Source organism: Paludisphaera soli (genome assembly GCF_011064595.1).
Lineage (GTDB): Bacteria > Planctomycetota > Planctomycetia > Isosphaerales > Isosphaeraceae > Paludisphaera > Paludisphaera soli.
The window spans coordinates 16,152-37,720 of record NZ_JAALJI010000040.1; the positions used below are offsets into that span (position 1 = coordinate 16,152).

The 21,569-nt window shown below is 68.3% G+C and carries 21 protein-coding genes and 1 pseudogene; 20 read left to right on the plus strand and 2 right to left on the minus strand.

What is annotated here, in order from left to right; genetic code table 11:
- The first annotated feature begins 488 nt into the window (after nucleotides 1–488).
- From G6O68_RS29100 to G6O68_RS29165, 15 genes and pseudogenes are all read left to right on the plus strand, one after another.
- On the plus strand, nucleotides 489–1,874 hold the full coding sequence (locus G6O68_RS29100; RefSeq protein ID WP_165252811.1) for a sigma-54-dependent transcriptional regulator: 1,386 nt from the start codon (nucleotides 489–491) through the stop codon (nucleotides 1,872–1,874).
- Between the two features lie 485 nt (nucleotides 1,875–2,359).
- Nucleotides 2,360–2,824: an Hsp20/alpha crystallin family protein gene (locus tag G6O68_RS29105; protein ID WP_165252813.1), complete on the plus strand. Its 465-nt coding sequence runs from the start codon at nucleotides 2,360–2,362 to the stop codon at nucleotides 2,822–2,824.
- 133 nt (nucleotides 2,825–2,957) lie between these two features.
- Nucleotides 2,958–3,971 (plus strand): bestrophin family protein, encoded by a 1,014-nt coding sequence (locus G6O68_RS29110; RefSeq protein ID WP_165252815.1) that lies wholly within the window; start codon nucleotides 2,958–2,960, stop codon nucleotides 3,969–3,971.
- Between the two features lie 315 nt (nucleotides 3,972–4,286).
- On the plus strand, nucleotides 4,287–4,850 hold the full coding sequence (locus G6O68_RS29115; protein ID WP_165252817.1) for a type 1 glutamine amidotransferase domain-containing protein: 564 nt from the start codon (nucleotides 4,287–4,289) through the stop codon (nucleotides 4,848–4,850).
- Nucleotides 4,851–4,856: 6 nt separating this feature from the next.
- On the plus strand, nucleotides 4,857–5,312 hold the full coding sequence (gene trxA, locus G6O68_RS29120) for a thioredoxin (protein WP_165252819.1): 456 nt from the start codon (nucleotides 4,857–4,859) through the stop codon (nucleotides 5,310–5,312).
- A gap of 46 nt (nucleotides 5,313–5,358) precedes the next feature.
- Nucleotides 5,359–6,198, plus strand: coding sequence for an aldo/keto reductase (locus G6O68_RS29125; protein WP_165252821.1), 840 nt, complete (start codon nucleotides 5,359–5,361; stop codon nucleotides 6,196–6,198).
- 233 nt (nucleotides 6,199–6,431) lie between these two features.
- Nucleotides 6,432–6,575 (plus strand): annotated as a pseudogene (locus G6O68_RS33705) (aldehyde dehydrogenase family protein); the annotation flags it as partial.
- Between the two features lie 15 nt (nucleotides 6,576–6,590).
- Nucleotides 6,591–6,875: a ubiquitin carboxyl-terminal hydrolase 14 gene (locus G6O68_RS29130; RefSeq protein WP_165252823.1), complete on the plus strand. Its 285-nt coding sequence runs from the start codon at nucleotides 6,591–6,593 to the stop codon at nucleotides 6,873–6,875.
- Nucleotides 6,876–6,911: 36 nt separating this feature from the next.
- Entirely contained in the window at nucleotides 6,912–8,561 is a 1,650-nt protein-coding gene (locus tag G6O68_RS29135; RefSeq protein WP_165252825.1) for an FAD-dependent oxidoreductase, read from the plus strand.
- A 264-nt stretch (nucleotides 8,562–8,825) separates the two neighbouring features.
- Complete coding sequence (locus tag G6O68_RS29140) at nucleotides 8,826–9,842, plus strand: zinc-dependent alcohol dehydrogenase family protein (protein ID WP_165252853.1); 1,017 nt, start codon at nucleotides 8,826–8,828, stop codon at nucleotides 9,840–9,842.
- 154 nt (nucleotides 9,843–9,996) lie between these two features.
- Nucleotides 9,997–11,361, plus strand: a complete 1,365-nt coding sequence (locus tag G6O68_RS29145) for an NAD-dependent succinate-semialdehyde dehydrogenase (RefSeq protein ID WP_206108249.1) — start codon at nucleotides 9,997–9,999, stop codon at nucleotides 11,359–11,361.
- A 152-nt stretch (nucleotides 11,362–11,513) separates the two neighbouring features.
- On the plus strand, nucleotides 11,514–11,618 hold the full coding sequence (locus G6O68_RS29150) for an aminotransferase class III-fold pyridoxal phosphate-dependent enzyme (RefSeq protein ID WP_165252829.1): 105 nt from the start codon (nucleotides 11,514–11,516) through the stop codon (nucleotides 11,616–11,618).
- A gap of 210 nt (nucleotides 11,619–11,828) precedes the next feature.
- Nucleotides 11,829–12,038 carry a hypothetical protein gene (locus G6O68_RS29155; RefSeq protein ID WP_165252831.1) on the plus strand — a complete coding sequence of 70 codons (210 nt, stop codon included), beginning with the start codon at nucleotides 11,829–11,831 and terminating at the stop codon, nucleotides 12,036–12,038.
- A gap of 687 nt (nucleotides 12,039–12,725) precedes the next feature.
- Nucleotides 12,726–14,969, plus strand: a complete 2,244-nt coding sequence (locus G6O68_RS29160) for a PAS domain S-box protein (RefSeq protein ID WP_165252833.1) — start codon at nucleotides 12,726–12,728, stop codon at nucleotides 14,967–14,969.
- A 3-nt stretch (nucleotides 14,970–14,972) separates the two neighbouring features.
- Nucleotides 14,973–15,626: a response regulator gene (locus G6O68_RS29165; RefSeq protein WP_165252835.1), complete on the plus strand. Its 654-nt coding sequence runs from the start codon at nucleotides 14,973–14,975 to the stop codon at nucleotides 15,624–15,626.
- Between the two features lie 748 nt (nucleotides 15,627–16,374).
- Here G6O68_RS29165 and G6O68_RS29170 read toward each other — a convergent pair.
- Nucleotides 16,375–16,620 (minus strand): hypothetical protein, encoded by a 246-nt coding sequence (locus G6O68_RS29170; protein WP_165252837.1) that lies wholly within the window; start codon nucleotides 16,618–16,620, stop codon nucleotides 16,375–16,377.
- A 233-nt stretch (nucleotides 16,621–16,853) separates the two neighbouring features.
- Here G6O68_RS29170 and G6O68_RS29175 point away from each other — a divergent pair, with 233 nt between their 5' ends.
- From G6O68_RS29175 to G6O68_RS29195, 5 genes are all read left to right on the plus strand, one after another.
- A complete protein-coding gene (locus tag G6O68_RS29175) occupies nucleotides 16,854–17,051 on the plus strand; it encodes a hypothetical protein (protein ID WP_165252839.1) in 198 nt (65 codons plus the stop codon).
- A gap of 331 nt (nucleotides 17,052–17,382) precedes the next feature.
- On the plus strand, nucleotides 17,383–19,791 hold the full coding sequence (locus G6O68_RS29180; protein ID WP_261345618.1) for an HD domain-containing phosphohydrolase: 2,409 nt from the start codon (nucleotides 17,383–17,385) through the stop codon (nucleotides 19,789–19,791).
- A 295-nt stretch (nucleotides 19,792–20,086) separates the two neighbouring features.
- Nucleotides 20,087–20,521 (plus strand): winged helix-turn-helix domain-containing protein, encoded by a 435-nt coding sequence (locus G6O68_RS29185; protein ID WP_165252843.1) that lies wholly within the window; start codon nucleotides 20,087–20,089, stop codon nucleotides 20,519–20,521.
- 93 nt (nucleotides 20,522–20,614) lie between these two features.
- The gene (locus G6O68_RS29190) at nucleotides 20,615–20,878 is read left to right on the plus strand and encodes a hypothetical protein (protein WP_165252845.1); all 264 of its coding nucleotides are present in this window, start codon (nucleotides 20,615–20,617) and stop codon (nucleotides 20,876–20,878) included.
- Nucleotides 20,875–21,117: a hypothetical protein gene (locus G6O68_RS29195; RefSeq protein ID WP_165252847.1), complete on the plus strand. Its 243-nt coding sequence runs from the start codon at nucleotides 20,875–20,877 to the stop codon at nucleotides 21,115–21,117. The genes G6O68_RS29190 and G6O68_RS29195 overlap by 4 nt, the downstream gene beginning before the upstream one ends.
- Nucleotides 21,118–21,204: 87 nt before the next feature.
- On the opposite strand, the gene G6O68_RS29200 is transcribed toward G6O68_RS29195, so the two are convergent.
- The coding region (locus tag G6O68_RS29200; protein ID WP_206108251.1) for a transposase at nucleotides 21,205–21,569 on the minus strand (365 nt) is incomplete at its 5' end.

Below are 21,569 nucleotides of genomic sequence, written 5' to 3' on the forward strand. Positions count from 1 at the left end.
CTTCTTCGGGCCGCGTCCTCGTAAGCCTCCCAAGTTCGGAAGAAACGCCAGTGTACCCTGTCAAGCCCCTTCGGTTCGCCCCCCCCTGGGATGGAATGATTTCCGCAGCTTGTGATCCAGTTCGCTCTCAACCGGGTGGCCGACTTGATTGCGGCGAGCGAGGGATCGTGGTATAAAATTCCATTAAGAACGAGATGAGGGGGATTTATGTCGAATTTTCATCCCAAGATTCTACCTCACCCTCGTCGCCTGACCTCCCCGCAGGAGGCGTGACGAGTGGATGCTCGTCGCTCCCCCGGCCATCGATCGGATCTCGAACGACCCCAGGCGACTGCGACATGGGCCAATCCCCCATGCCTGTCAGGATTCCGAGAGCCGTCCCCGGGCCCATGCCGGCGACAGGCTGCGAGCGACCTCCTCCCGGCGGAGGCCAACCGTCGCCATCCACCGACTCGAATCCCCCGGGCCCATCGTTATGGCGCACCTCCATGGCACACCTCCTGCTCATCGATGACGACCCGGCCCTGATCCCTAAGCAGGTACGCCTGGCGTTCCCGGCCCCCACGCACCGGGTCGAGGTGGCCTGCTCGGGCGTAGACGGGGTCGGGCGCGTCCGGGCCGACCCGCCGGACGTCGTCCTGCTCGACCTCCGACTTCCCGACCAGTCCGGCCTGGAGACCTACCAGGCGATCCGCCGCATCGACGCGCGCATCCCCGTGATCTTCATCACCCTCGCCCGGTCGGCGGACGCGGCCATCGAGGCGATGCGGCAGGGCGCCTGCGACTATCTGTTCAAGCCGCTCGACCTGCAACAACTCCGGCGGGTGGTCGACGAGGCGCTGGACGTGGGCCGGCGGATGCTCCGGCCGGCCGCGGTGGCGGAGGAACTCACCGATCCCGGCCTCGAGGGCGCCATCGTCGGCAGCTGCCCCGCCATGCGCGAGGCGTATAAGGTGATCGGCCTCGTCTCCGACCAGGACGTCCCCGTCCTGATCCTGGGCGAGAGCGGCACCGGCAAGGAACTGGTCGCCCGCGCCATCTATCAGCACGGGAAACGGGCCCGCGCGCCGTACCGGGCCCTCAATTGCGCCGCCATCCCCGAGGGCCTGCTCGAGAGTGAGCTGTTCGGCCACGAGAGGGGTGCCTTCACTGGCGCCGACCGCAGGCGGATCGGCAAGTTCGAGCAGTGCAACGGCGGAACCATCTTCCTCGACGAGATCGGCGACATGGCGCCGGCCTCCCAGGCCAAGATCCTCCGCCTGCTGCAGGAGCAGGAGTTCGATCGCGTCGGCGGCAACGAGACGGTCCGGACCGACGTGCGGCTGATCGCGGCCACCCACCGCGACCTGAAGGCGTGGTCGGCGGAGGGGAGATTCCGGCCGGACCTGTATTACCGGCTGGGCGTCGTCACCATCCACGTGCCCCCCCTGCGCGAGCGGGGCGACGACCTGCTGCTGCTGGTGCAGCGCTTCCTGCGTCGGTTCAATCGCGAGCTGGGGCGTGATGTCCGCGAAGTGGCCCCGGCGGCGATGGATCGCCTTCGCAGTTATTCCTGGCCGGGCAACGTTCGGGAGCTTCAGAGCGTCCTCCAGCAGGCCCTGCTCCGGGCCACCGACTCGGTCTTGCTCACCTCCCACCTGCCCGACGACCTGCTCGAAAGTACACGGGCGAGCAGGGCGTCGGTCGATCACCTCATGGTCGGGACGCTGGCCGAGCTGGAGCGCAGGGCGATCCAGGAGTGTCTGATCCAGACCGGTGGGAACCGGCAGCGGGCCGCCGGACGGTTGGGGATCAGCACTCGCACCCTGCTGCGAAAGATCCAAGAGTACAAGCTGGAGGATCCGTTGCACCCGGCCGCGTGGCCCAACGGATAGCATCCTCGCTTGAGCGGCTCGTGCCACTTCCTCACCGCGGCCGCCCTGGGTTTCCTGGAGCAATCGGCGCTTCCTGGGTCGCTGACTCGCGAGGCGACAATCTGTCCGTCGTCCCCGAGCGAGCGACATTCTGTCGCACTCCCGCATTGGTCGACGTGCCAGCGAGCGGGCGTTCCGCGCGTCGGACGCGGCGTTACAAAATCTGTCCAGTAAAGGGCTTGGCGACCAACCCCGCTGTCGAAGCGCGGTGTGGGCCCGTTCGGGCACATCTCTTGCGTTGGTCGAGTTCATGGGCGGAGGGCCGGCAAGGGTCGATCGGCCGGGTCGATCGCGAGGGGACTGAGCCGAGCCCGCCCGGTCGCGAGACGGCGGATGTCGTCCGTTCCCCGTGCTCCCAGCTTCAGCGGCTCGACCGTCGGACCTGAGCCCGGCCGTCATTCCCATCTCGTAAACGCCCATCAACCCGCTTCGGGAGGACAGCCGCCATGGCGATCCTACGCTGGGAACCACTCCGCGAGATGGTGAACCTTCGCGACGCGATGAACGCGCTGTTACAGGAGAGCTTCGTCCGCCCCACCGGACTGCTGGCCCGCGGCGGCCCCACGATACTCCCCCTGGACGTCTTCGAGGACGAGAACGAGTTCGTCGTCAAGGCATTGTTGCCGGGCGTGCGTCCCGAGGACGTCCACATGACGGCCCACGGCGACACGCCGACGACCCGCGGGGAGATCAAGACCGTGGAGGAAAAGCAGGACGAGCGGTATCACCTGCGCGAGCGCCGCTACGGCCGGTTCCAGCGTGTGGCGAGCCTCTCGACCCCGATCGACGCCAGTCAGGTCCAGGCCCAGCATGAGGACGGCGTTTCGATGCTGAGGCTGCCCAAGGCCGAGGAGGCCAGGCCCAAGGAGATCAAAATGGGCGGCCCGGGTTCGGCCGGGAGGTCTCAGTGACCGGCCCGCCGGGAGAGACCGCGACCACGGCCCGCACAATCCGGGCGTGGATCAATCCGTCCCGGTGCACAGCCAGAGGAGACCGAAGGGGTCCCGCCGCGGTGGCGTGCCATTCCGGAGAGGAGGGGACCTCGTGACCCGACGCGGCTCGCGAGACGTCTGGGGAGAGGCGAGGGACTTCTGGGGCGAGGTGCTCGCCTGGCAGGGGGCGGCCACCGTACGGGTCCTGCCCCTCGTGGCCGTCTTCGGAGTGATCGCGACCCTCGTCTACGCCGCCTCCCGAGTCGGGCCTCAGATGGGCATCCCGGTCGGCCCCCACGAGATCGCCGGCACGGTGCTCGGCCTGATCCTCGTACTGCGAACCAACGCCGGCTACGAGCGGTGGTGGGAGGGGCGGCGACTCTGGGGCGGGATCGTCAACGAGGCGCGGAACCTAGCGACGATCGCCCTGTCCTACGGGCCGGGCGACCCGCGGTGGCGGGAGGAGGTCGTCCGCTGGACCATCGCCTTCGCACACGCGACCCGCAGGAGCCTGCGCGGCGAGCGCGAGCTGCCGGAGCTGGCCGCCCTGCTCGGTCGGGAGCCGGCCGACCGCGTCGCGGCCGCCGTCCACATGCCCAGCGCCATCGCGCGGAGGATCGGCGGGCTGCTCCAAGAGGCCCGCGCGGGCGGCGGTATGGATGGCTTCGCCTTCCAGGAGGCCGAGCGTCAGAGGACGACCCTGATCGATCACCTCGGCGGCTGCGAGAGGATCCTCAGGACGCCGCTGCCGCGCGTCTACTCGATCGAGATCCGCCGCTTCATCGCCCTGTTCCTCGTGACGCTGACCATCGCCCTGATCTCGAAGGAGCTCGGCTGGGTCACCCCGCTCCTGACCATGCTCGTAGCCTATGCCCTCCTGGTCGTCGACCTGCTCGGGGCCGAACTCCAGAACCCGTTCGCGGACCGCAACCTCGGGGCCCTCCCCCTGGACGACATCTGCCGGACGATCGAGCGGGACCTCCTGGGCCTACTCGCGGAGGAGCGCAGTCTGGCCGAGGAGGAGATGACGATCCACGATTCCTTACCGGAAGCGTGCCCCGGCGGCGCGGCCGCCGTCGAGTGTCCTGAAGGGCGCCCCTCGGGGAGCCGGGGCTTCTTTGCGTGACGGATGCGGACAACCCTCGTGCCTGGAGGCGGGAGTCGAACCGATGAGGTCTCCCGAATCACGCCTCGCGTCCAGTATGGACGGGGTCAGAGACTGGCTCTGCTCGCAAATCGACCTCGAACCGGGCCTCATCACCCCACGTGTGGACGCGGCGGACGAGGACCCTACCGCCGAGGGGAGGATCCTATTGCCGCGGGATGGATGCGCCGATTCGTCCGGGAGGTCGTCACGGTCGACCCGGAAACGAGAAGAGCAATATCACGTCCTGGTCGTGGGGCATGGCCAATTCTGTGAGGTTTCCGGAGGAGGCGAGTGATGGAGAGTCTTCAAGGGCTGAGGGTCGCGATCCTGGTCGACGACGGCTTCGAGGAGGTCGAATTGGTCCAGCCCCGGCACGCACTCGACCAGGCCGGCGCCGAGACCCGGATCGTGTCACCCAAGGGCGAACCGGTCCGCAGTTGGGACTTCACCGACTGGGGCGGCTACTTCCCGATCGACGTGGCCCTCGCCGAGGCGAATCCGGACGACTTCGACGCGCTGCTGCTGCCCGGCGGCGTCCTGAACCCGGACAAGCTGCGGACGCAGCCTGCGGCGGTCGACTTCGTGAGGGCGTTCTTCGACGCCGGCAAGCCGGTGGCGGCGATCTGCCACGGCCCCTGGACCGTCATCGAGGCTGGCGCGGCGCGGGGGCGGCGGATCGCGTCGTGGCCGTCGCTCAAGACGGACCTCCGCAACGCCGGCGCGGAATGGGTGGATGAGGAGGTCGTGATGGATGACAACCTCGTTTCAAGTCGCAACCCCGACGACATCCCGGCATTCAAACGGGAGATGATCTCCCTGTTCGGCCGGTCGCGTCGGCAGCAGACGCATGTGGAGTGAGGGCTCATGGCAGAGACGCAGCTGATCCGATGTCCCTCATGCGGCGCGACCAATCGGGTGTCGCAGGAGGCCCAGGGGAAGATCGAACGTGGCCTGGCCCCGGTCTGCGGACGGTGCAAGAGGCCTCTCTCGGCCCGCGCCGAACCGGTGAGCGTCACGGACGCGACGTTCGCCGTCGACGTCGAGCGCTCGCCGTTGCCTGTGGTCCTCGACGTGTGGGCGGCGTGGTGCGGGCCGTGCCGGATGATCGCGCCGGTGATCGACGAACTGGCGTCGGAGTTCGCGGGCCGTGTGCGCTTCGCCAAGCTCAACTCGGACGAGAACGCCACGACGGCGGCACGCTTCAACATCCGTAGCCTCCCGACCCTCTTGCTGCTCAGGGACGGCCGCGAAGTCGACCGCATCCTCGGAGTCCAGCCCAAGACCGAGATCGTACGACGGATCGAACGCGCGATCGCTTGAGGAGTTCGACCCCGCACCGAGCCCGAACCCAGGGCGGAGGGAAGGTATGGAACGGCGACGATTCGGCACCACCGGCTCCGAGATCTCGGTGATCGGACAGGGCACCTGGTCCATCGACGACGGCGACCGCGCCTCGGCGGTCGCCGCCCTGCGCCAGGGGCTCGACCTCGGCATGAACCACATCGACACGGCGGAGATGTATGGCGAGGCCGAGGCCATCGTCGCCGAGGCGATCGACGGCCGGCGCGACGAGGTCTTCCTCGTCTCCAAGGTCCTCCCGCAGAACGCCTCCCGGACCGGGACGATCGGGGCCTGCGAACGGTCGCTCGCCCGCCTGAGGACCGACCATCTCGACTGCTACCTCCTGCACTGGAGGGGCCAATATCCGCTGGAGGACACCTTCGACGCCTTCGAGCAACTCCGGCGCGAGGGAAAGATCCTCTCCTGGGGCGTGAGCAACTTCGACGAGCCGGACCTCAACGAAGCCCTGGACATCGTCGGCGAGGGCCGCATCGCGTGCGATCAGGTGCTCTACCACCTGCAGGAGCGCGCGATCGAGCACGCCGTGATCCCCTGGTGCGAGGCCCACGACGTCGCCGTGGTCGCCTACAGCCCGTTCGGCCACGGGGACTTCCCCGGCCCGAATACAGAGGGCGGGCGACTGTTGCGAGAGATCGCCGCCGTGCGCCACGCGACACCCCGCCAGGTGGCGCTCCGCTTCCTGCTGCGGCACCCCTCGCTCTTGGCGATCCCGAAGGCCTCCAGCCCCGACCACGCCGCCGAGAACGCCGAGGCCGGCGATCTCCGGCTGAGCGACATCGAACTCTCCCAGATCGACGCGGCCTTTCCGCGCGGACCCCGACCCCGCGAGTTGCCGATGTTGTAGAGCCATCCTCGAATGAGGAGGTGCCGTCGACGGCGGTGATCGGCGTCGCCGGATTCGAGCGATGCCTTCCCGTCGCAGCCGGCCCGGACGTCGACCTGTTTCTGTCGCCGGAGCGATCCTCTTACCCCCGGAATCCGACCGCCGCCTTTCGGGTCGCGCGAAAAAAGGAATGAGTCCGATGGTCCATCCAGTCCCGGAGAAGGACTCGCGTACCGGGCCGACGCGCTACTTCGCCGGTCGACGACCTGCCCAACCGCCCCTTCGGCGGCGAGAAGAACAGCGGCATCGGCCGCTACGACGGCCAGTGGTCCATCGAGGAGTTCACCACGACGCACCGGGTCTCGGTCCAGCATGAGCCGGGTCGATATCCCTTCTGAACCGGGAGGTGTCCGATGCTGTGTCCGCACGTGTTCGGCCTCGAGCCTGTCCCCCCGCGCACCCCGGGATGCGAGGAGTGCCTGAAGTTGGGGATGCGCTGGGTCCACCTCCGCCTCTGCCTGACCTGCGGCCACGTCGGCTGCTGCGACAGCTCGCCGGGCCGCCACGCCACCCGCCATTTCCACCACACGACGCACCCGGTCGTCGCCTCCTTCGAGCCCGGCGAGCGATGGGCCTGGTGCTACGTCGACCAGGCGGAGATCGACGTCCCGCCCGAGTCCGTCCCATACCTGCGGTAGTCCGGCCGGATCGCCGCCCTCAGAGGAGACCGAGACATGCTCGAGCAGGACCTGGACGCCATCGCCTTCCCCGTGCTCGACGAGGTCCGGATGGCCGCGTTCGATCGCTGCCCCTTGACCCGGCTCAGGCGATACCGGGACGGAGAGAGGCTCTTCGAGGCCGGCGACCGCGAGTGCAAGCTCGACGTGGTCCGGTCCGGCGAGGTCGAGATCCGCGACGAATCCGGGGAGACACCCAAGGTCATCGTCGTCCTCCGACCCGGGCAGTTCACCGGCGACGTGGCGCAATTGGCCGGCAGCCCGGCGCTGGTCGCCGGCGTCGCCCGGGGCGAGACCGAAGTCTACGAGGTCTCGCCGGAGGCCCTGAGGGACCTCCTGAATCTCCACCTGGACGTTGCCGACATCATCCTCCAGGCGTTCATCGCCCGATGGCGGTACCTGCGCGAGCCGGGGCGCTTCACGGGGCTCCGCGTGATCGGCCGGCGCGACTCGCCGGAGACCTTCCGCGTCCGCACGTTCCTGGCCAAGAACGGGGTGCCCTTCACCTGGCTGGACCTCGACGCCGGACCTCAGGCCGGGCAACTGCTTCGGGAGTTCGGGGCCTCCGAGGCCGAGACGCCCGTGGTCGCCTGGGGCCGCAAGCGGGTGGTGAGCAAGCCCTCGGACCGCGACCTGGCCGAGGCCCTCGGCCTCCGTCATCCGCTGGAACCCCGCGAGTACGACTTGGCCGTGGTCGGGGCCGGGCCGGCCGGCCTGGCCGCCGCGGTCTACGGCGCCTCGGAGGGGCTGAGCACCGTGGTCCTGGAGACCACGGCCCCCGGGGGCCAGGCCGGCCGCAGCATGCGGATCGAGAACTACCTGGGCTTCCCCATCGGCATCACGGGCGCCGAGCTGGCGGAGCGTGCCTTCGTCCAGGCCATCAAGTTCGGGGCGATCCTGTCAGTCGCCGCGCCGGCGTTGCGCCTGAACTTCGATGACGGGCACGCGGTGATCCACCTCGACGGCGGCGAGTCCGTCTCGGCCAGGTGCCTGCTGATCGCCACCGGGGCCGAATACCGCCGCCTGGGGGTCGAGGGGTGCGAGCGATTCGAGGGCCGCGGGGTCTACTACGCCGCGACGCCCATCGAGGCGCAGATGTGCTGGGGCTCGGACGTGGTGGTCATCGGCGGGGGGAACTCCGCCGGCCAGGCCGCCGTCTTCCTCGCCACTCAGGTCCGGAAGGTTTACCTCGTGATCCGCGGCGACGACCTGTCCAAGGACATGTCCGCCTACCTGGCCCGTCGGATCGAGGAGAACCCCATGATCGACGTGCTCCGCAACACGGAGGTCCGGAGGGTCTCCGGCGACGACCACCTCGGCGAGGTCGAACTCGTCAGCAACAAGACGGGGGAGGTGCGGACGCTCAGGACGCCGGCGCTGTTCAGCTTCATCGGGGCGGTGCCGCGGACCGACTGGCTCCCCGCCGAGATCGAGCGGGACGAGAGAGGCTTCGTCCGGACCGGCCCGGCCCTGGCCCATTCCCCCGGCTGGACCGCGAAGCGGCCGCCTTTCCTGCTGGAGGCCAGCCGACCGGGCGTCTTCGCCGCCGGTGACGTGCGGTCCGGCTCGGTCAAGCGCGTCGCCTCGGCCGTCGGCGAGGGGGCGATGGCGGTCCAGTTCGTGCACGAATTCATGAAGGAGATTTGAAACCGAGACCGGGATCCGTCCAGGCGGCGGACGCCCCGATCGCTTCCGAACGAGTACCGCGGCTCAAGACCGAGGGAAAAGGGCGAGCCACTCCGCCGCGCCGGTTCCGAGAACTGACGGGCCGACTCCTTGTCTCGTGCTGGAGACAACCGTTTGCGGGCTTTGCGGACGAAAGATTTCAGAATCGTTTGCATCGGAGATCGACCCATGACGACTCTTTCAACCATGCCGACGCCCTTCCCACGCTCCTCGACTCGAACGACCATGCGTGCCGTGGAGCTTCGCGACACGTTCGGAGTCGACTCCCTCACGCTCGCGGAGCGGCAGCTGCCTTCGCCGGGGCCGGGCGAGGTGCTGCTGAGGGTGAGGGCCACGTCCCTCAACTATCGGGACTACCTCGTGGCCGTCGGGGAGTACGATCCCCACCTGAGACTGCCGCTGGTCCCCCTTTCCGACGGTGCAGGCGAGGTGGTCGAGACCGGGCCCGGTGTGACGAGAGTCGGCGTCGGCGACCGTGTCGCGGGCATCTTCATGCAGGGGTGGATCGCGGGCCCTCTCACGGCCGAGTACCCGCCGACCGCCCTGGGCGGGGCGATCGATGGGATGCTGGCCGAGTACGTCGTGCTCGACCAGCGAGGCGTGGTCCGTATCCCCGACTTCCTCACGTTCGAGGAGGCGGCGACGCTGCCGTGCGCCGCCGTCACGGCCTGGAATGCCCTCGTGCGGCACTCCTCCCTGAAGGCCGGCGAGACCATCCTCGTCCAGGGGACCGGCGGGGTGAGCCTGTTCGCCCTCCAGTTCGCCCGAGCACATGGGGCGAGGGTGATCGCGACCTCATCAAGCGACGAGAAGTTGAAGCGGGCGATGGAACTCGGGGCCTTCGAGGGGATCAACTACCGGGACAACCCGGATTGGGCGTCGAAGGCCAGGGAGATCACCCGAGATCGAGGCGTCGACCATGTCGTCGACGTGGGGGGGCCGGGAACGCTCGGCCAGTCCATCGACGCAGTGCGGGAGTCGGGCACGGTGTGCAACATCGGCCTGCTAACGGGCTTCGCGGGCGAGGTACCCACGTACAAGGCGTTGTTCAAGGAGGTCAGGATCCAGGGGGTCTACGTCGGTAGTCGCGCGGTCTTCGAGGACATGCTCCGCGCCATCGACCTTCACCAGATCCGGCCCACGATCGATCGAACCTTCCCGATGGAGGAGATCCGGGACGCGATCAGATACCTCAAGAGCGGGCAGCACTTCGGGAAGATCGTGGTCACTCTCGGCGAGTGATCGCCCCAACCAACACGTCCTGAACGAACTCGTCTGTATTCATCGCGACGCGTCGTCGACGACAGACGAGAGCGGCGAGTCGAGAACGCTTGAGGGCAGAACAATGGCGACATCCGTCACGGCTCCACCGACCGAATCGGGCGCGGAGCGCGGCGTGCTCCGGTCCGTCAATCCTTACACGGGGCAGACGCTGAAGACGTTCGAGGAGATGTCGGAGGATGAAGTCGATCGTGCGGTCGCGGCGGCCCACGAACGCTTCGCGAGCTGGCGCTGCGTGCCGTCCCCGGAACGCGCACGCCTGCTCCAGCGCGCGGCCGGGTTATGCCGCGAACGGCGGGATGACCTGGCAAGGTTCATGGCCCTTGAGATGGGCAAGCGAGTCGTCGAAGGTCGCAAGGAGATTGATCTGTGCGCCAGGATCTTCGACTACTACGCCGAGAACGGCGAACGATTCCTGCGACCCCAGCTCATCCCGTCGCCGGCCGGCGATGGGATGCTGTTCAATCAGCCCCTGGGCGTGATCTTCGGCATTGAACCCTGGAATTACCCGTTCTATCAGATCGTCCGGTTCGCGGCGCCGACCTTGATGGCGGGGAACGTCGTCCTGCTGAAGCACGCCACCAGCGTGCAGCAATGCGCCGCGGCCGCGGCGGAGTTGTTCCACGACGCGGGCTTCCCCCCGGGGGCCTACACAAACCTCGTGGCCTCCGCACGCCTGGCGTCGAGGGTCATCGACGATGACCGGGTGCAGGGGGTGTCGTTCACGGGGAGCGACGATGCGGGCGCCCGGGTCGCGGAGCGCGCCGGCAAGAACGTCAAGAAGACGGTCCTTGAACTGGGCGGCAGCGACCCCTTCATCGTGCTGGAAGATGCCGACATGGACCTGACGGTGGAACGGGCGGTCTTCGGCCGGATGAATAACATGGGTCAATCCTGCGTCGCCTCAAAGCGGTTCATCCTGCTCGAGAAGGTGAGCGAGGAGTTCGTCGAGCGATTCCGGGAGAAACTTGCCGCCCTGAAGATGGGCGACCCTCAGGACGAGTCGACCGGCGTGGCGCCAGTCTCCTCGGCGCAGGCGGCGGCCCAGCTCAAAGATCAGGTCGACCGATCGGTGGCCGCCGGTGCCCGGCTCATCCTGGGAGGAAATCGGCCCGTCCCGGAAGGTGCCTTCTTCGAGCCCACGATCCTGACAGACGTCAAGAAAGGGATGCCCGCTTACGACGAAGAACTCTTCGGGCCCGTCGCCGCGGTGATCGTCGTCCCGAACGAGGCCAGAGCGATCGAGGTCGCCAACGATACCATCTACGGACTCGGTGGCTCGGTCTACACTCGCAACCTCGAGCGCGGGCGTCGCGTCGCGGAGCAGATCGAGGCCGCCATGGTCTACATCAATCATCCAGCCTATACGTACGAGGACATGCCGTTCGGCGGCATCAAGAAGTCCGGGTACGGCCGCGAGACCGGGGAGCTGGGAATCCAGGAGTTCGTGAACAAGAAGCTCGTGCGCGCCGTCCGGTAGGGCCTTGGGATCACAAACGGAGGGGAAACAACGGATTGGACTTCCCCACGAATGGCGAGCCCGGGGTTAACGGCTATCCGGCCCGCTCGAACACGTTGGGGGGTTGGAACCCCAGGGAAGAATGCTTTCGGATTCGGTTGTAGAACACCTCGATGTATTCGAAGATGCGCGCCGCGGACGAGGTCGCGAGCGGATTCGGGCGGACCGGCAAGCCGTCCGCATCCGAGCACTTCGGCCTGGACCCGGACGTCATGTGACTGGGGAAGGCGATCACCGGTGGTACCCGCCGATGGGCGCGACGGCGATGACGACGGCCGCCGGCGTGCGCTTCGACTCGACCGACGCTTGGCAACCGCTTTCGCTGGCGGCGGCGGTCGCCAGGCTGAAGTACCGGCGAAAGCGCGTGACCACGCTGCTCGGAACGTGGACTCGCGCGAGGAGACTACTTTCGCACCCCGCTCACCGGGATGAAGTTCGCCGAGCCGGTGTCGGTCCGGGTCGTCGGCCTGGCGATGGGCGTGGAGTTCGGCGAGCGTGGCGACTACGCCTCGAAGCTCGGCGACCGGTGCCGGGAAGCGGGTTTGCTGGTGAGCGCGGAGGCGGCGAACCTGCTGAACCTGTTCCCGGCCCTCACCATCGACCGGGAGGTCGCGCGGCAGCGACTGGACATCCTGTAGGCCTGCCTCTGATCCACGAGTTCGCTGAAAAGTTCCGGTTCGTCCGAGCTTTCCCGGCGGTATTATGCCTGATGGGCGCTCAGGGACCGGACAGCATCAGCGAGTTCGCGTGTGAGAGTAGGCGAGCCGGGGACGGGTTAGGTGAGGTCGCCGGCTCCGCCCCGCCTCGTGTCTCGTCCTCGCCTACACGAGACGCCTCGGTAAGGCGCCCCCTTCACGGAAGCGGAGCAGGACCTTCGCCTCGACGCCCATCGTCCGCGGCGTCCGAAGGCCCAATGCGAGCCGGAGACGGCGGAATGCCCCGTCGATCGTGTCCCTCGTCCAGGCGCTCGCCTCCGGGATCAGGACGGCGGCTCGACAGAAGCCTTCTTGCAGGACCTCCGCTGAGACTCACGACTACGGCGTGAGTACCATCAAGCCACCGGCCAGAGAACCCAAAGGCCGTACAGTCCCCCCCTTCCGCCGTAGCTTGGGCTGTCATCTCCTGCCGGGCAAACCGGGGCGCTCGGGCGATTGACATTTCTCGGGAAATCACGGGACCTTCGATATAATGACAGTGCGTCGAGGCTGCCGATGCAGACCTTCCCTTCTTCCAATTGCTTCGGCGAATAGATCGGGTCGGTGACAATTAGCTGGGGCTATCGATCCCGGAATCCCCGCGGTTCGACGGCCCGTTGGAGCTGGTTCATGAAATCGGAAGTAGCCTACGAACCCGACCCGGAAGGTATCAGTGAGGGACTCGTCGACGAACTCCGCGCACTCCGGGCCGAGAACTCCGCCTTGCGGCAATCCGAGTCGCTGCTGCGGGCCATCGTCGAGGGGATCGACCATCCGGTGTACGCCAAGGACGAAGGGGGACGCTACCTGCTGGTCAACGAGGCCGCCGCAAACGTGATAGGCCGCACGGCGGACGAGATCCTCGGCCGTGTGGACGCAGAGCTGTTCCCGCACGACACCGCCGGCCGGATCGCCGAGGCCTGTCGCACGGTCATGGCCAAGGGACGAGCCCGGACTCTCATCGAGGAGATCACCAACCCGGCCGGCGTCAGCCGGACCTACCTCACCACCAAGGCACCGCATCGGGACGACCGGGGTCGGATCATCGGCATCGTCGGGATTTCGCAGGACATCACCGATCGGGTCCGATCCGAGGCGGAGCTGGCCCGCCAGAAGGAGATCCTCCAGACGATTTTCGACCACATCCCCGTCATGATCAACTTCCTCGGCCCCGACGGTCGGGTCCTGCTGGTCAACCGGGAGTGGGAGCGCGTGCTGGGCTGGTCGCTGGAGGATGCGCAAGCCCGCGACGTCGTGGCGGAACTCTACCCGGACCCCGAGAGCCGTCGAGAGGCCCTCGACTTCGTACGCAACTCCCGAGGCGAATGGCGGGGGTTCAGAACGCGGGTCCGGGACGGCCGGGTGCTCGACACGGCCTGGGCCGTCGTCCGGCTGTCAGACGCGACCACGATCGGCATCGGGCTGGATATCACCGAACGGAAGCGTGCCGAGGAAGGCCTCCGGGCCAGCGAGCGGCAGTTCCGGGCGATCTTCGAAGGAGCGCTCGACGCGATGATCCTCGCCGACGATGAGGGCCGATACGTCGACGCCAACCCCGCCGCTTGCGCGTTGTTCGGCCTGTCCAGTGTGGAGCTGATCGGCCGTCGGTTCGACGACTTCGCCGAGCCGGGAATCGAGCCCGAGAAGGCCTGGGCCGAGTTCCGGCGCTCAGGGTCGGCCCGGGGTTTCTTCCGCCTGGTCCGGCCCGACGGGACGGCACGTGAGACGGAGTATGCGGCCACGGCCGACATCCTCCCCGGCCGTCATCTCTCGGTCCTGCGCGACATGACCGAGCGGATGCGGTCCGAGGAGGCGCTGCGGGAGTCGGAGCGGCGAGGCGTCGCCATCCTGGAGAGCATAACCGACAGCTTCTATACGCTGGATCGGGAGTGGCGTTTCAACTACATCAACCCGCAGGCCGAGCGGATCCTCGGCAGGTCACGGGCCGAGTTGCTGGGCCGGAACGTGTGGGAAGAGTTCCCGGAAGCCCTCGGCACCGTGTTCGATCATGAATATCACCGGGTAGCGACCGAGCGCGTCCCGGTCGCCTTCGAGGTCCACTATCCGCCTTTGGGCGGTTGGTTCAGCATCCACGCCTACCCGTCGGCCGACGGGCTGTCGGTCTTTTTTACCGACGTGACCGAGCGGCGGCGGACCGACGAACGCCTGCGGGAGGCCGCGGAGCGGCTCCAAGACCTCTCCCGCCGGCTGATCCGGGCCCAGGAGGAGGAGCGCCGCCACATCGCCCGCGAGCTGCACGACGAGATCGGCCAGGCCCTCACCGCGATGAGGCTCAACGTGCGGTTGGCCCTGCGCGACCCGGGCTCCCCGTCGGCCTCCCGACGGCTGGAGGAGACCATCGCCCTGGCCGAGCGGACGATCGGCCAGGTCCGCGACCTCTCGCTCGACCTCCGCCCTTCCATGCTGGATGACCTGGGGCTCCTCGATGCCCTGCGCTCCTACGTCTTCGGGTTCGGCCAGCGGTCGGGCACCGAGGCTCAATTCGCGGCGGACGAGGCGCTCGGCCGGATGGACCCGGACGTGGAGACGGCCTGCTACCGCGTCGCCCAGGAGGCGCTGACGAACGTGGCGCGGCACGCGGAGGCCGGGCGGGTGCGCGTGGAGTTGCGGCGCACGGGGGCCGAGCTGCGGCTCGTCGTCGCCGACGACGGCGCCGGGTTCGACGTGGCGGCGGCGACGGCGCGGGCGGCGGGCGGATCCAGCCTCGGCGTCCTCGGTATGCAGGAGCGGGCGACGTTCGTCGACGGCCGCGTCGAGATCGCTTCCGAGCCGGGCCGGGGAACGGAGGTTCGGGCCATCTTCCCGCTGAAGCAGGCCCGGCCGGCGGTCGGCGACGACCCACCGGGGGAATAGGCGATGGACACTATCCGCGTCATCCTGGCCGATGACCACACCCTGCTGAGGGCCGGGCTCCGCGCGTTGCTTGAGGACCTGCCCGGCGTCGAGATCGTCGCCGAGGCGGCCGACGGCCGCGAGGCGCTGGCCCTCGTCGAGGCCCACCGGCCGGATGTCGTGCTGATGGACATCGCCATGCCGCACCTGAGCGGCCTGGACGTCTCGGCGCGGCTTCGGCAGGAGCGGCCCGAGGTCAAGGTCCTCATCCTTTCGATGCACAAGGACGAGGCGTACGTCCGCCGTGCGGTCCTGTCGGGCGCGTCCGGCTACCTGCTTAAGGACTCCGACACCGAGGAGCTCGGCCTGGCCCTCCGCGCGGTGGCGCGGGGGGAGACCTACCTCAGCCCGGCGGTCTCGAAGCACCTCGTCGCCGATTACCGGAGGCAGGCGGGCGAGCAGCCCGGGCCGGCCGGCGGCCTGACGCCGCGGCAGCGGGAGGTCCTCCGGCTGATCGCCGAAGGGGAGACGACCAAGGCGATCGCCCGGCGGCTCGGCATCAGCATCAAGACGGTGGAATCGCACCGAACCCTGCTCATGGAGCGTCTCGGCATCCACGACGTCCCCGGGCTGGTCCGCTACGCCATCCGGGCCGGCCTGATCACGACCGAGCCATAGCAGATGCCCCATCGGTCCCCGGTCGTGGAGGGCCTCAAATGGCCCGAAACAAGCCGGCTTGGGCTTCGTGCCAGGGAGACCGGCGCCAGGATCGACGCCGCCGGGAGGACCACGAGCGGAGTCGAATGCGGCGGGATCGACGCGGGGTCCTTATCGCCCTGAACGCGCGGAGCAGGACCCAGGAGCGAGGGACTTGCAGCAGGGACCCGGAGGGAAGCGCGACCGGCGTGAAGGCTGAAGACGATCGTCGGGGCGGGGGCCGCCGCATCCCAGATTCGTGACGTCCGGGATCGATCAGATAGGGCCGCCGGTCCAGGCCCCATCTCAGGAGCAGCGGCACGATCTCGCCTGCGGCCTGCCCTCCCTTCCCCCGGGGCATCCACCGGAGGACCAGCAATTCCCCGGCCTCCGACCCGGGCGAATTCTGAGAGACGGTCGGATCCTGGGATCATAATATGTCATAGGTCGATCGACCCCGGTGACGACCGAGCGGGCCGCTCGGGGTCTGGCGAAGCAGTCGCCGGATCGTGCCAGGGATGGGACGTCGCCCGGGGCGATCGAGCTCATTCGGATACGTTCGGGGCAGGACGGAGGTCGCGACGTGGCGGACCCGTCCGCCGAACTCGGAAGTCCTTTCCCATCCCGATCCGTAGGACCTTCTCGAAACGGACGTACGTACGCCTCTTTGATCAAGGACACCATCTCCTGAGGGGTTGCAGGAGTCTATGCCCCGGCCGCTGGTAGCCGCTCATGGGTGCCGGGCCGAGCCCTGAAGATCCTCTCCATTGAGGACGCCCTGATACATCGCGGTCCATCGCACGCCTGCTGCGGCGTCCAACTTCGAGGTGGAGTCGGCGGCGGGCTGGAGGTCATGCGCCACGCCCGGGAAAGTTACGGCCTCTGTGGGATCGCCTTCAGCGGCTACGGGATGGACGACGACCTGCGAGAGCCGCGTGGCGGGATTCGACCACCACCTGACCAGTCTGGTGCGCATCGGCACGCTGATCGACCCGATCCGGAGGACCGTCTCGTACGGCCCCGTGGCTGGTCCAAGCCCGTTGCGTCGTCCAGGCATCCCTCAAGACCCCGGATCTCCCTCGTCGGCGATAAGGCCTTGATCCATAATCCCAAAAGTTGAGGTTTCCCAGGACCATGACGATCGCGAACAGTGCATACGAATGCGAGCAAAGCAATCGACCCGCCCCGCCCACCGATGGCCCGCGACTGGTGTCGGAGCTCCTCGTGGAGCTAGTCCAGGGCCTGGAACGCATGGCGGAACAGTCCCAGGCCATCGATGCAAGGTCGCCGGAGCGGTGGGACGGCGAAGGCTGGGCCTACTTGGAGGTGGAGGTCCCCGGCGTCACCGGGCTTGAAATCGATATCAACGTCCACCTGGGCCGCGCCTACATCCGCGTGGAGCGATAGGCTGGGATGACGTGAATCCCAGCTGCGGCAGTCGAGGGGTTGTTGCCTGCCGCAGCCGAACATGCGCGGATTTCGGTGCCACGGGCGACCGCCGGAGGTCACGGCCGACGGAGCGGACCCCTCGGCCCACGGGGGACGCCCCGGTGGGTCGACCGGGCATTTCCCTATGGACGATCCCAGGGCCGCGTCCCACCTTTCTCCTGTGTCGGCATGGTTCAGCCCCTGGCGGTCGACCGCGCGAAGCCTCCGGGAACATCGCCCGGGTCCATAGCCGACATCGCCATCCCGACTCCGTTGAGTATCCAGCGTTTAGGTCGATGGAGACCGCGCCATGGTCGTCCGTAAGGGAGCCGAGCTGAGGCCGGAGTGCCATTCCGCGAAGGTTCCGGCATGGATCGGTCCCCCGACCGACGTGGGGGAGACCGGCGGACCAGTTCGGCCGGCCTGCTCGATTCCCTGCGCCTACCGCCGAGAACACGCGGAGCCGGCGAGCCGGGAGGCCGAACCATCCGCCCGAGCCGTGCTCGACTCGCTTACGGCGCATCTCGCGATCTTGGACTCATCGGGGACGATCCTGACTGTCAACCGGGCCTGGCGCGCGTTCGCGGCGGCCAACGCCCCGGCCGGGGCGCGCGTCTCCGAGGGAACCAACTACCTCCGCGTCTGCGACGAGGCCGAGGGAGAGGACGTCGAGGCCGCGAGGGCCTTCGCCGCGGGCATCCGCGACGTGCTCGCCCGCCGTCGTCCGGAGTTCGCGCAGGAGTATCCCTGCCACTCCGCGGGTCGGCGGCGTTGGTTCGTCGGGCGGGTGGTGCCCCTCGCGGGCGACGGCCCCCCGAGGGCGGTGGTGACCCACGATGACGTCACCGAGCGGAAGGAGATGGAGCTCGAACTCGCCCGGAGCGGGGAGCGGCTCCACGCCGTAATGAGCCACGTCCGAGCGGCGATCTTCCTCAAGGACCTCGAAGGCCGCTACATCCTGATCAACCGCCGATTCGCCGAGCTCTTCGGCGTGACCGAGGAGGCCGTCGTCGGCAGGACTGACTTCGACTTCCTCCCGGCGAACATCGCCGAGACTTTCCGTTCGAACGACCTGAGGGCGCTGGACGCGGGAGTGCCCGTGGAGACTGAGGAAGTCGCCCCGTACCTCGACGGGCCGCACACCTCGATCGTGATCAAGGTCCCGCTGCTCGGGACCGACGGCGTCCCGTACGCCGTCTGCGGGATCGCCACCGACATCACCGAGCGGAAGCGGGCCGAATCGGCCCTGCGGGAGGGCGGCGAGCGGCTGAGGTTGGCCCTGGAAGCCGGACAAATGGTGACCTGGGACTGGAACCTCCGCTCGAAGACCGTCGTCTGGTCGGACAACACGGAGGCGGTCCTCGGGATGGCTCCCGGGACGCTCGACGGCACCTCCGAGGGCTTCCAGCGGCTCATTCATCCCTCCGACCGGCAGGCCGTGACATGCGCGATCGACCATGCGATCGAGGCGAGGTCGGGCTACGAGGTCGATTTCCGCATCGCCCGACCGGCCGGCTCGATCGGCTGGATGTCGATCAAGGGACGGGTCGTCTGCGCGGACGATGGGCAGCCGGCCCGCGTGATCGGCGTCGGCCGGGACATCACCGAGGGCAAGAGGGCGGAGAAGGAGATCTTCGCCCTGAACGCCGAGCTGGATATCCGACTGGAACGCCTCCAGTCCCTTCGCGAGATCGACAGGGCGATCGCCAACTGCCTCGACCTGCCGTTCACGCTGGGGATCGTCGTCGATCAGGCGATCGCCCGGCTGGAGGTCGACGCCGCCGGCATCCTGCTGGGCAGCCCGCAGATGCCTACACTCGAGTACGCCGCCCGTAAGGGATACCGCCACGGAAGGACGAACGGGCCCTCAGGACGGCTCGACTCCGGTCCGGCCGTACGCGCGGTCCAGGAACGCCGCACGCAACACGTCCTCGACCCGCCCGGAGCGGAGGCGTTCGCCGCCTACTGGGCCGTGCCGCTGGTGATCAAGGGCCGGGTGGGGGGCGTGCTGGAGATCGGCCACCGCTCCCCGCTCGAGCCCGATCCCAATTGGCTGGAGTTCCTGGAGGCCTTGGCCGGTCAGGCGGCCATAGCCCTGGACAACGCCGGCCTGTACGAGGGGCTGCGTCGCTCCAACCTGGAGCTCTCCCTGGCGTACGACGCCACCATCGAGGGCTGGTCGCGGGCGATGGAACTGCGCGACCACGAGACCGAAGGGCACAGCCGGCGCGTCACGGAGATGACCCTCCGCCTTGCCCGGGAGATGCACCTCGACGAGGCCGAGCTGGTCCAGGTGCGCCGAGGGGCTCTGCTGCACGACATCGGCAAGATCGGCATCCCCGATCGCATCCTGCTCAAGCCCGGGCCGCTCACCGACGAAGAGGCGGCGATCATGCGCCGCCACCCGCAGCTCGCGCTGGAGATGCTGGCGCCGATCGCCTTCCTCCGCCCGGCGCTCGACATCCCGTACTGTCACCACGAGAAGTGGGACGGCACCGGGTATCCGCGCGGCCTGAAGGCTGATCAGATCCCTATGGCGGCCCGGATCTTCTCCGCCGTCGACATCTGGGACGCCCTGGGTAGCGACCGACCGTATCGCAAGGGGTGGACGCGCGCCAGGGTCATCAAGCATCTGCGGTCGCTGGCGGGGACGCACCTGGATCCAAGGGTTGTCGAGATCTTCCTGGGGATCTTGTCCCGGCAGGTGCCCGCCCCATGAGGAGCCACAAGGAACGTTCCGGGCGCGGGCAATCCTCCGCCCGGGCCGCCCGGACCGCTTCCGGGCGGCTCCATGAAGATAGCATCCGATCCATGGGGACACCGCGTCGCGGACGTTCGGCGTAATCTCCTGCATAGGGTGCCGGTCGCGGTCGAGGAACATCGTCGCTGACAAGTCCAGCATTGCGGGCTTACCGGCCTGCCACGCCGGCGGTTTCAACTGATCCACCTCGCTTAACCTACTGACTCCATCGTAGCCAAAGGAACACTCGGGCGGCTTCCGTCGTGGTAAGGGCATGAGACCCGTCGGAACCGCGCAGGAACTGGAACGTCGCCGTCGCCACGCCGTCGAGCTGATGCGGCGAGGGGAGTCGCCTACCGTCGTCGCCCGCATCCTGGGCGTCGGCCGGACTTCGCTGTACCGCTGGCTCGCCCTGGCCGAGAAGTCCCCCGAGGCCCTGGCCGCCAGGCCCCATCCCGGCCCCCGGCCCCGGCCGACCGACGAGCGGCTTCGGGAGCTGGAGCTCCTGCTGCTGGAGGGTGCCCGGGCCCACGGCCGGCCCGACGCCCTTTGGAGCGCCGGCCGGGTCGCCGAACTCGTCCGTCGTCGCTTCGGCGTCGAGCACCACGTCGAGCACGTCCGCAAGATCCTCCGGCGGCGGCTGCGTTGGAGCAGCCAGCGGCCGCAGAAGAAGGCCCGGCAGCGGGATGAGGAGCGGATCGCCCACTGAAGGGCCGAGGAGCTCCCTCGGATCATCGAGGAGGCTCGCGAGCGGAAGGCCCACCTCATCTTCCTGGACGAATCGGGCTTCCAGCTCACGCCGGTGATCCGCCACACCTACGCCCCGAGGGGCCGCACGCTCATCGTCGAGGCGTGGCATCGCAAGGGGCGGACCTCGGCGATCGGTGCCGTGACCGTCAGCCCGAGGCGGCGCAAGCCCAAGCTCGACTTCCGACTCCTGCCCGACGACGCCAACGCCCGGGGCGAGGACTCCGTCGCCTTCCTGAAGGGCCTGCGGGCCCACCTCGGCGGGCCGATGACGATCCTCTGGGACCGGAGCCGGATCCATGGCCGATCGGGCTGGTGAAGACCTACCTGGCGAAGCATCCGGAGATCGTCGCCGAGGACTTCTCCGGCCACGCCCCGGAGGTCAACCCGGATGAGGGGGTGTGGGGGTGGACCAAGTACCACCGACTGCCGAACTACGCCCCGGACGACACGGCCGAGCTGCGATTCCGGCTCTGCCGGGAGCTGTCGGCCCTGCGTCGACGGCCGGACCTCTTGGCCTCGTTCATCCGCCTCGCCGAGATCCCGCTCCGATTGTAACCGTCGCTTTGGGCAGGCTGGAGTCAGTAGTTACCACTGTAGCACTGATACGGACTCCATTTAGTTCTGACGCCGTTCTCGCGTCAGCTATGGGGCGGCGCAGACCGGCTTGATCAGCTCGGGGTCGGCCAGGGCGACGTCCATGACGGCGACGGCGGCCCCCATCAGGTCCTCCCAACGGGGGTGGAGGCGGTTGGACCAGGAGTGCGAGCGGAAGTGGTGCCACAAGTTCTCGATCGGGTTCAGCTCGGGCGAGTACGGCGGCAGCCGGATCAGCGAGACGTTCTCCGGCACCTCCAGCGCCCCGGCCACGTGGAACCCCGCCCCGCCCCAGATCAGCACGGCGTGCACCTCCGGGGCGAGCCGGCGCGAGAGCTCGGCCAGGAAGACGTCGATCGCCTCCGCGTCCAGTCCGGGCATGATGATCCCGGACGTCGCCCCGGTGGCGGGGC

Coding starts and splice junctions, on each gene's coding strand:
- G6O68_RS29100 (WP_165252811.1), top strand. CDS start 489: ATGGCACACCTCCTGCTCATCGATGACGACCCGGCCCTGATCCCTAAG.
- G6O68_RS29105 (WP_165252813.1), top strand. CDS start 2,360: ATGGCGATCCTACGCTGGGAACCACTCCGCGAGATGGTGAACCTTCGC.
- G6O68_RS29115 (WP_165252817.1), top strand. CDS start 4,287: ATGGAGAGTCTTCAAGGGCTGAGGGTCGCGATCCTGGTCGACGACGGC.
- trxA (WP_165252819.1), top strand. CDS start 4,857: ATGGCAGAGACGCAGCTGATCCGATGTCCCTCATGCGGCGCGACCAAT.
- G6O68_RS29125 (WP_165252821.1), top strand. CDS start 5,359: ATGGAACGGCGACGATTCGGCACCACCGGCTCCGAGATCTCGGTGATC.
- G6O68_RS29130 (WP_165252823.1), top strand. CDS start 6,591: ATGCTGTGTCCGCACGTGTTCGGCCTCGAGCCTGTCCCCCCGCGCACC.
- G6O68_RS29135 (WP_165252825.1), top strand. CDS start 6,912: ATGCTCGAGCAGGACCTGGACGCCATCGCCTTCCCCGTGCTCGACGAG.
- G6O68_RS29140 (WP_165252853.1), top strand. CDS start 8,826: ATGCGTGCCGTGGAGCTTCGCGACACGTTCGGAGTCGACTCCCTCACG.
- G6O68_RS29150 (WP_165252829.1), top strand. CDS start 11,514: ATGTATTCGAAGATGCGCGCCGCGGACGAGGTCGCGAGCGGATTCGGG.
- G6O68_RS29155 (WP_165252831.1), top strand. CDS start 11,829: ATGAAGTTCGCCGAGCCGGTGTCGGTCCGGGTCGTCGGCCTGGCGATG.
- G6O68_RS29160 (WP_165252833.1), top strand. CDS start 12,726: ATGAAATCGGAAGTAGCCTACGAACCCGACCCGGAAGGTATCAGTGAG.
- G6O68_RS29165 (WP_165252835.1), top strand. CDS start 14,973: ATGGACACTATCCGCGTCATCCTGGCCGATGACCACACCCTGCTGAGG.
- G6O68_RS29170 (WP_165252837.1), bottom strand. CDS start 16,620: ATGCGCACCAGACTGGTCAGGTGGTGGTCGAATCCCGCCACGCGGCTC.
- G6O68_RS29180 (WP_261345618.1), top strand. CDS start 17,383: ATGGTCGTCCGTAAGGGAGCCGAGCTGAGGCCGGAGTGCCATTCCGCG.
- G6O68_RS29185 (WP_165252843.1), top strand. CDS start 20,087: ATGAGACCCGTCGGAACCGCGCAGGAACTGGAACGTCGCCGTCGCCAC.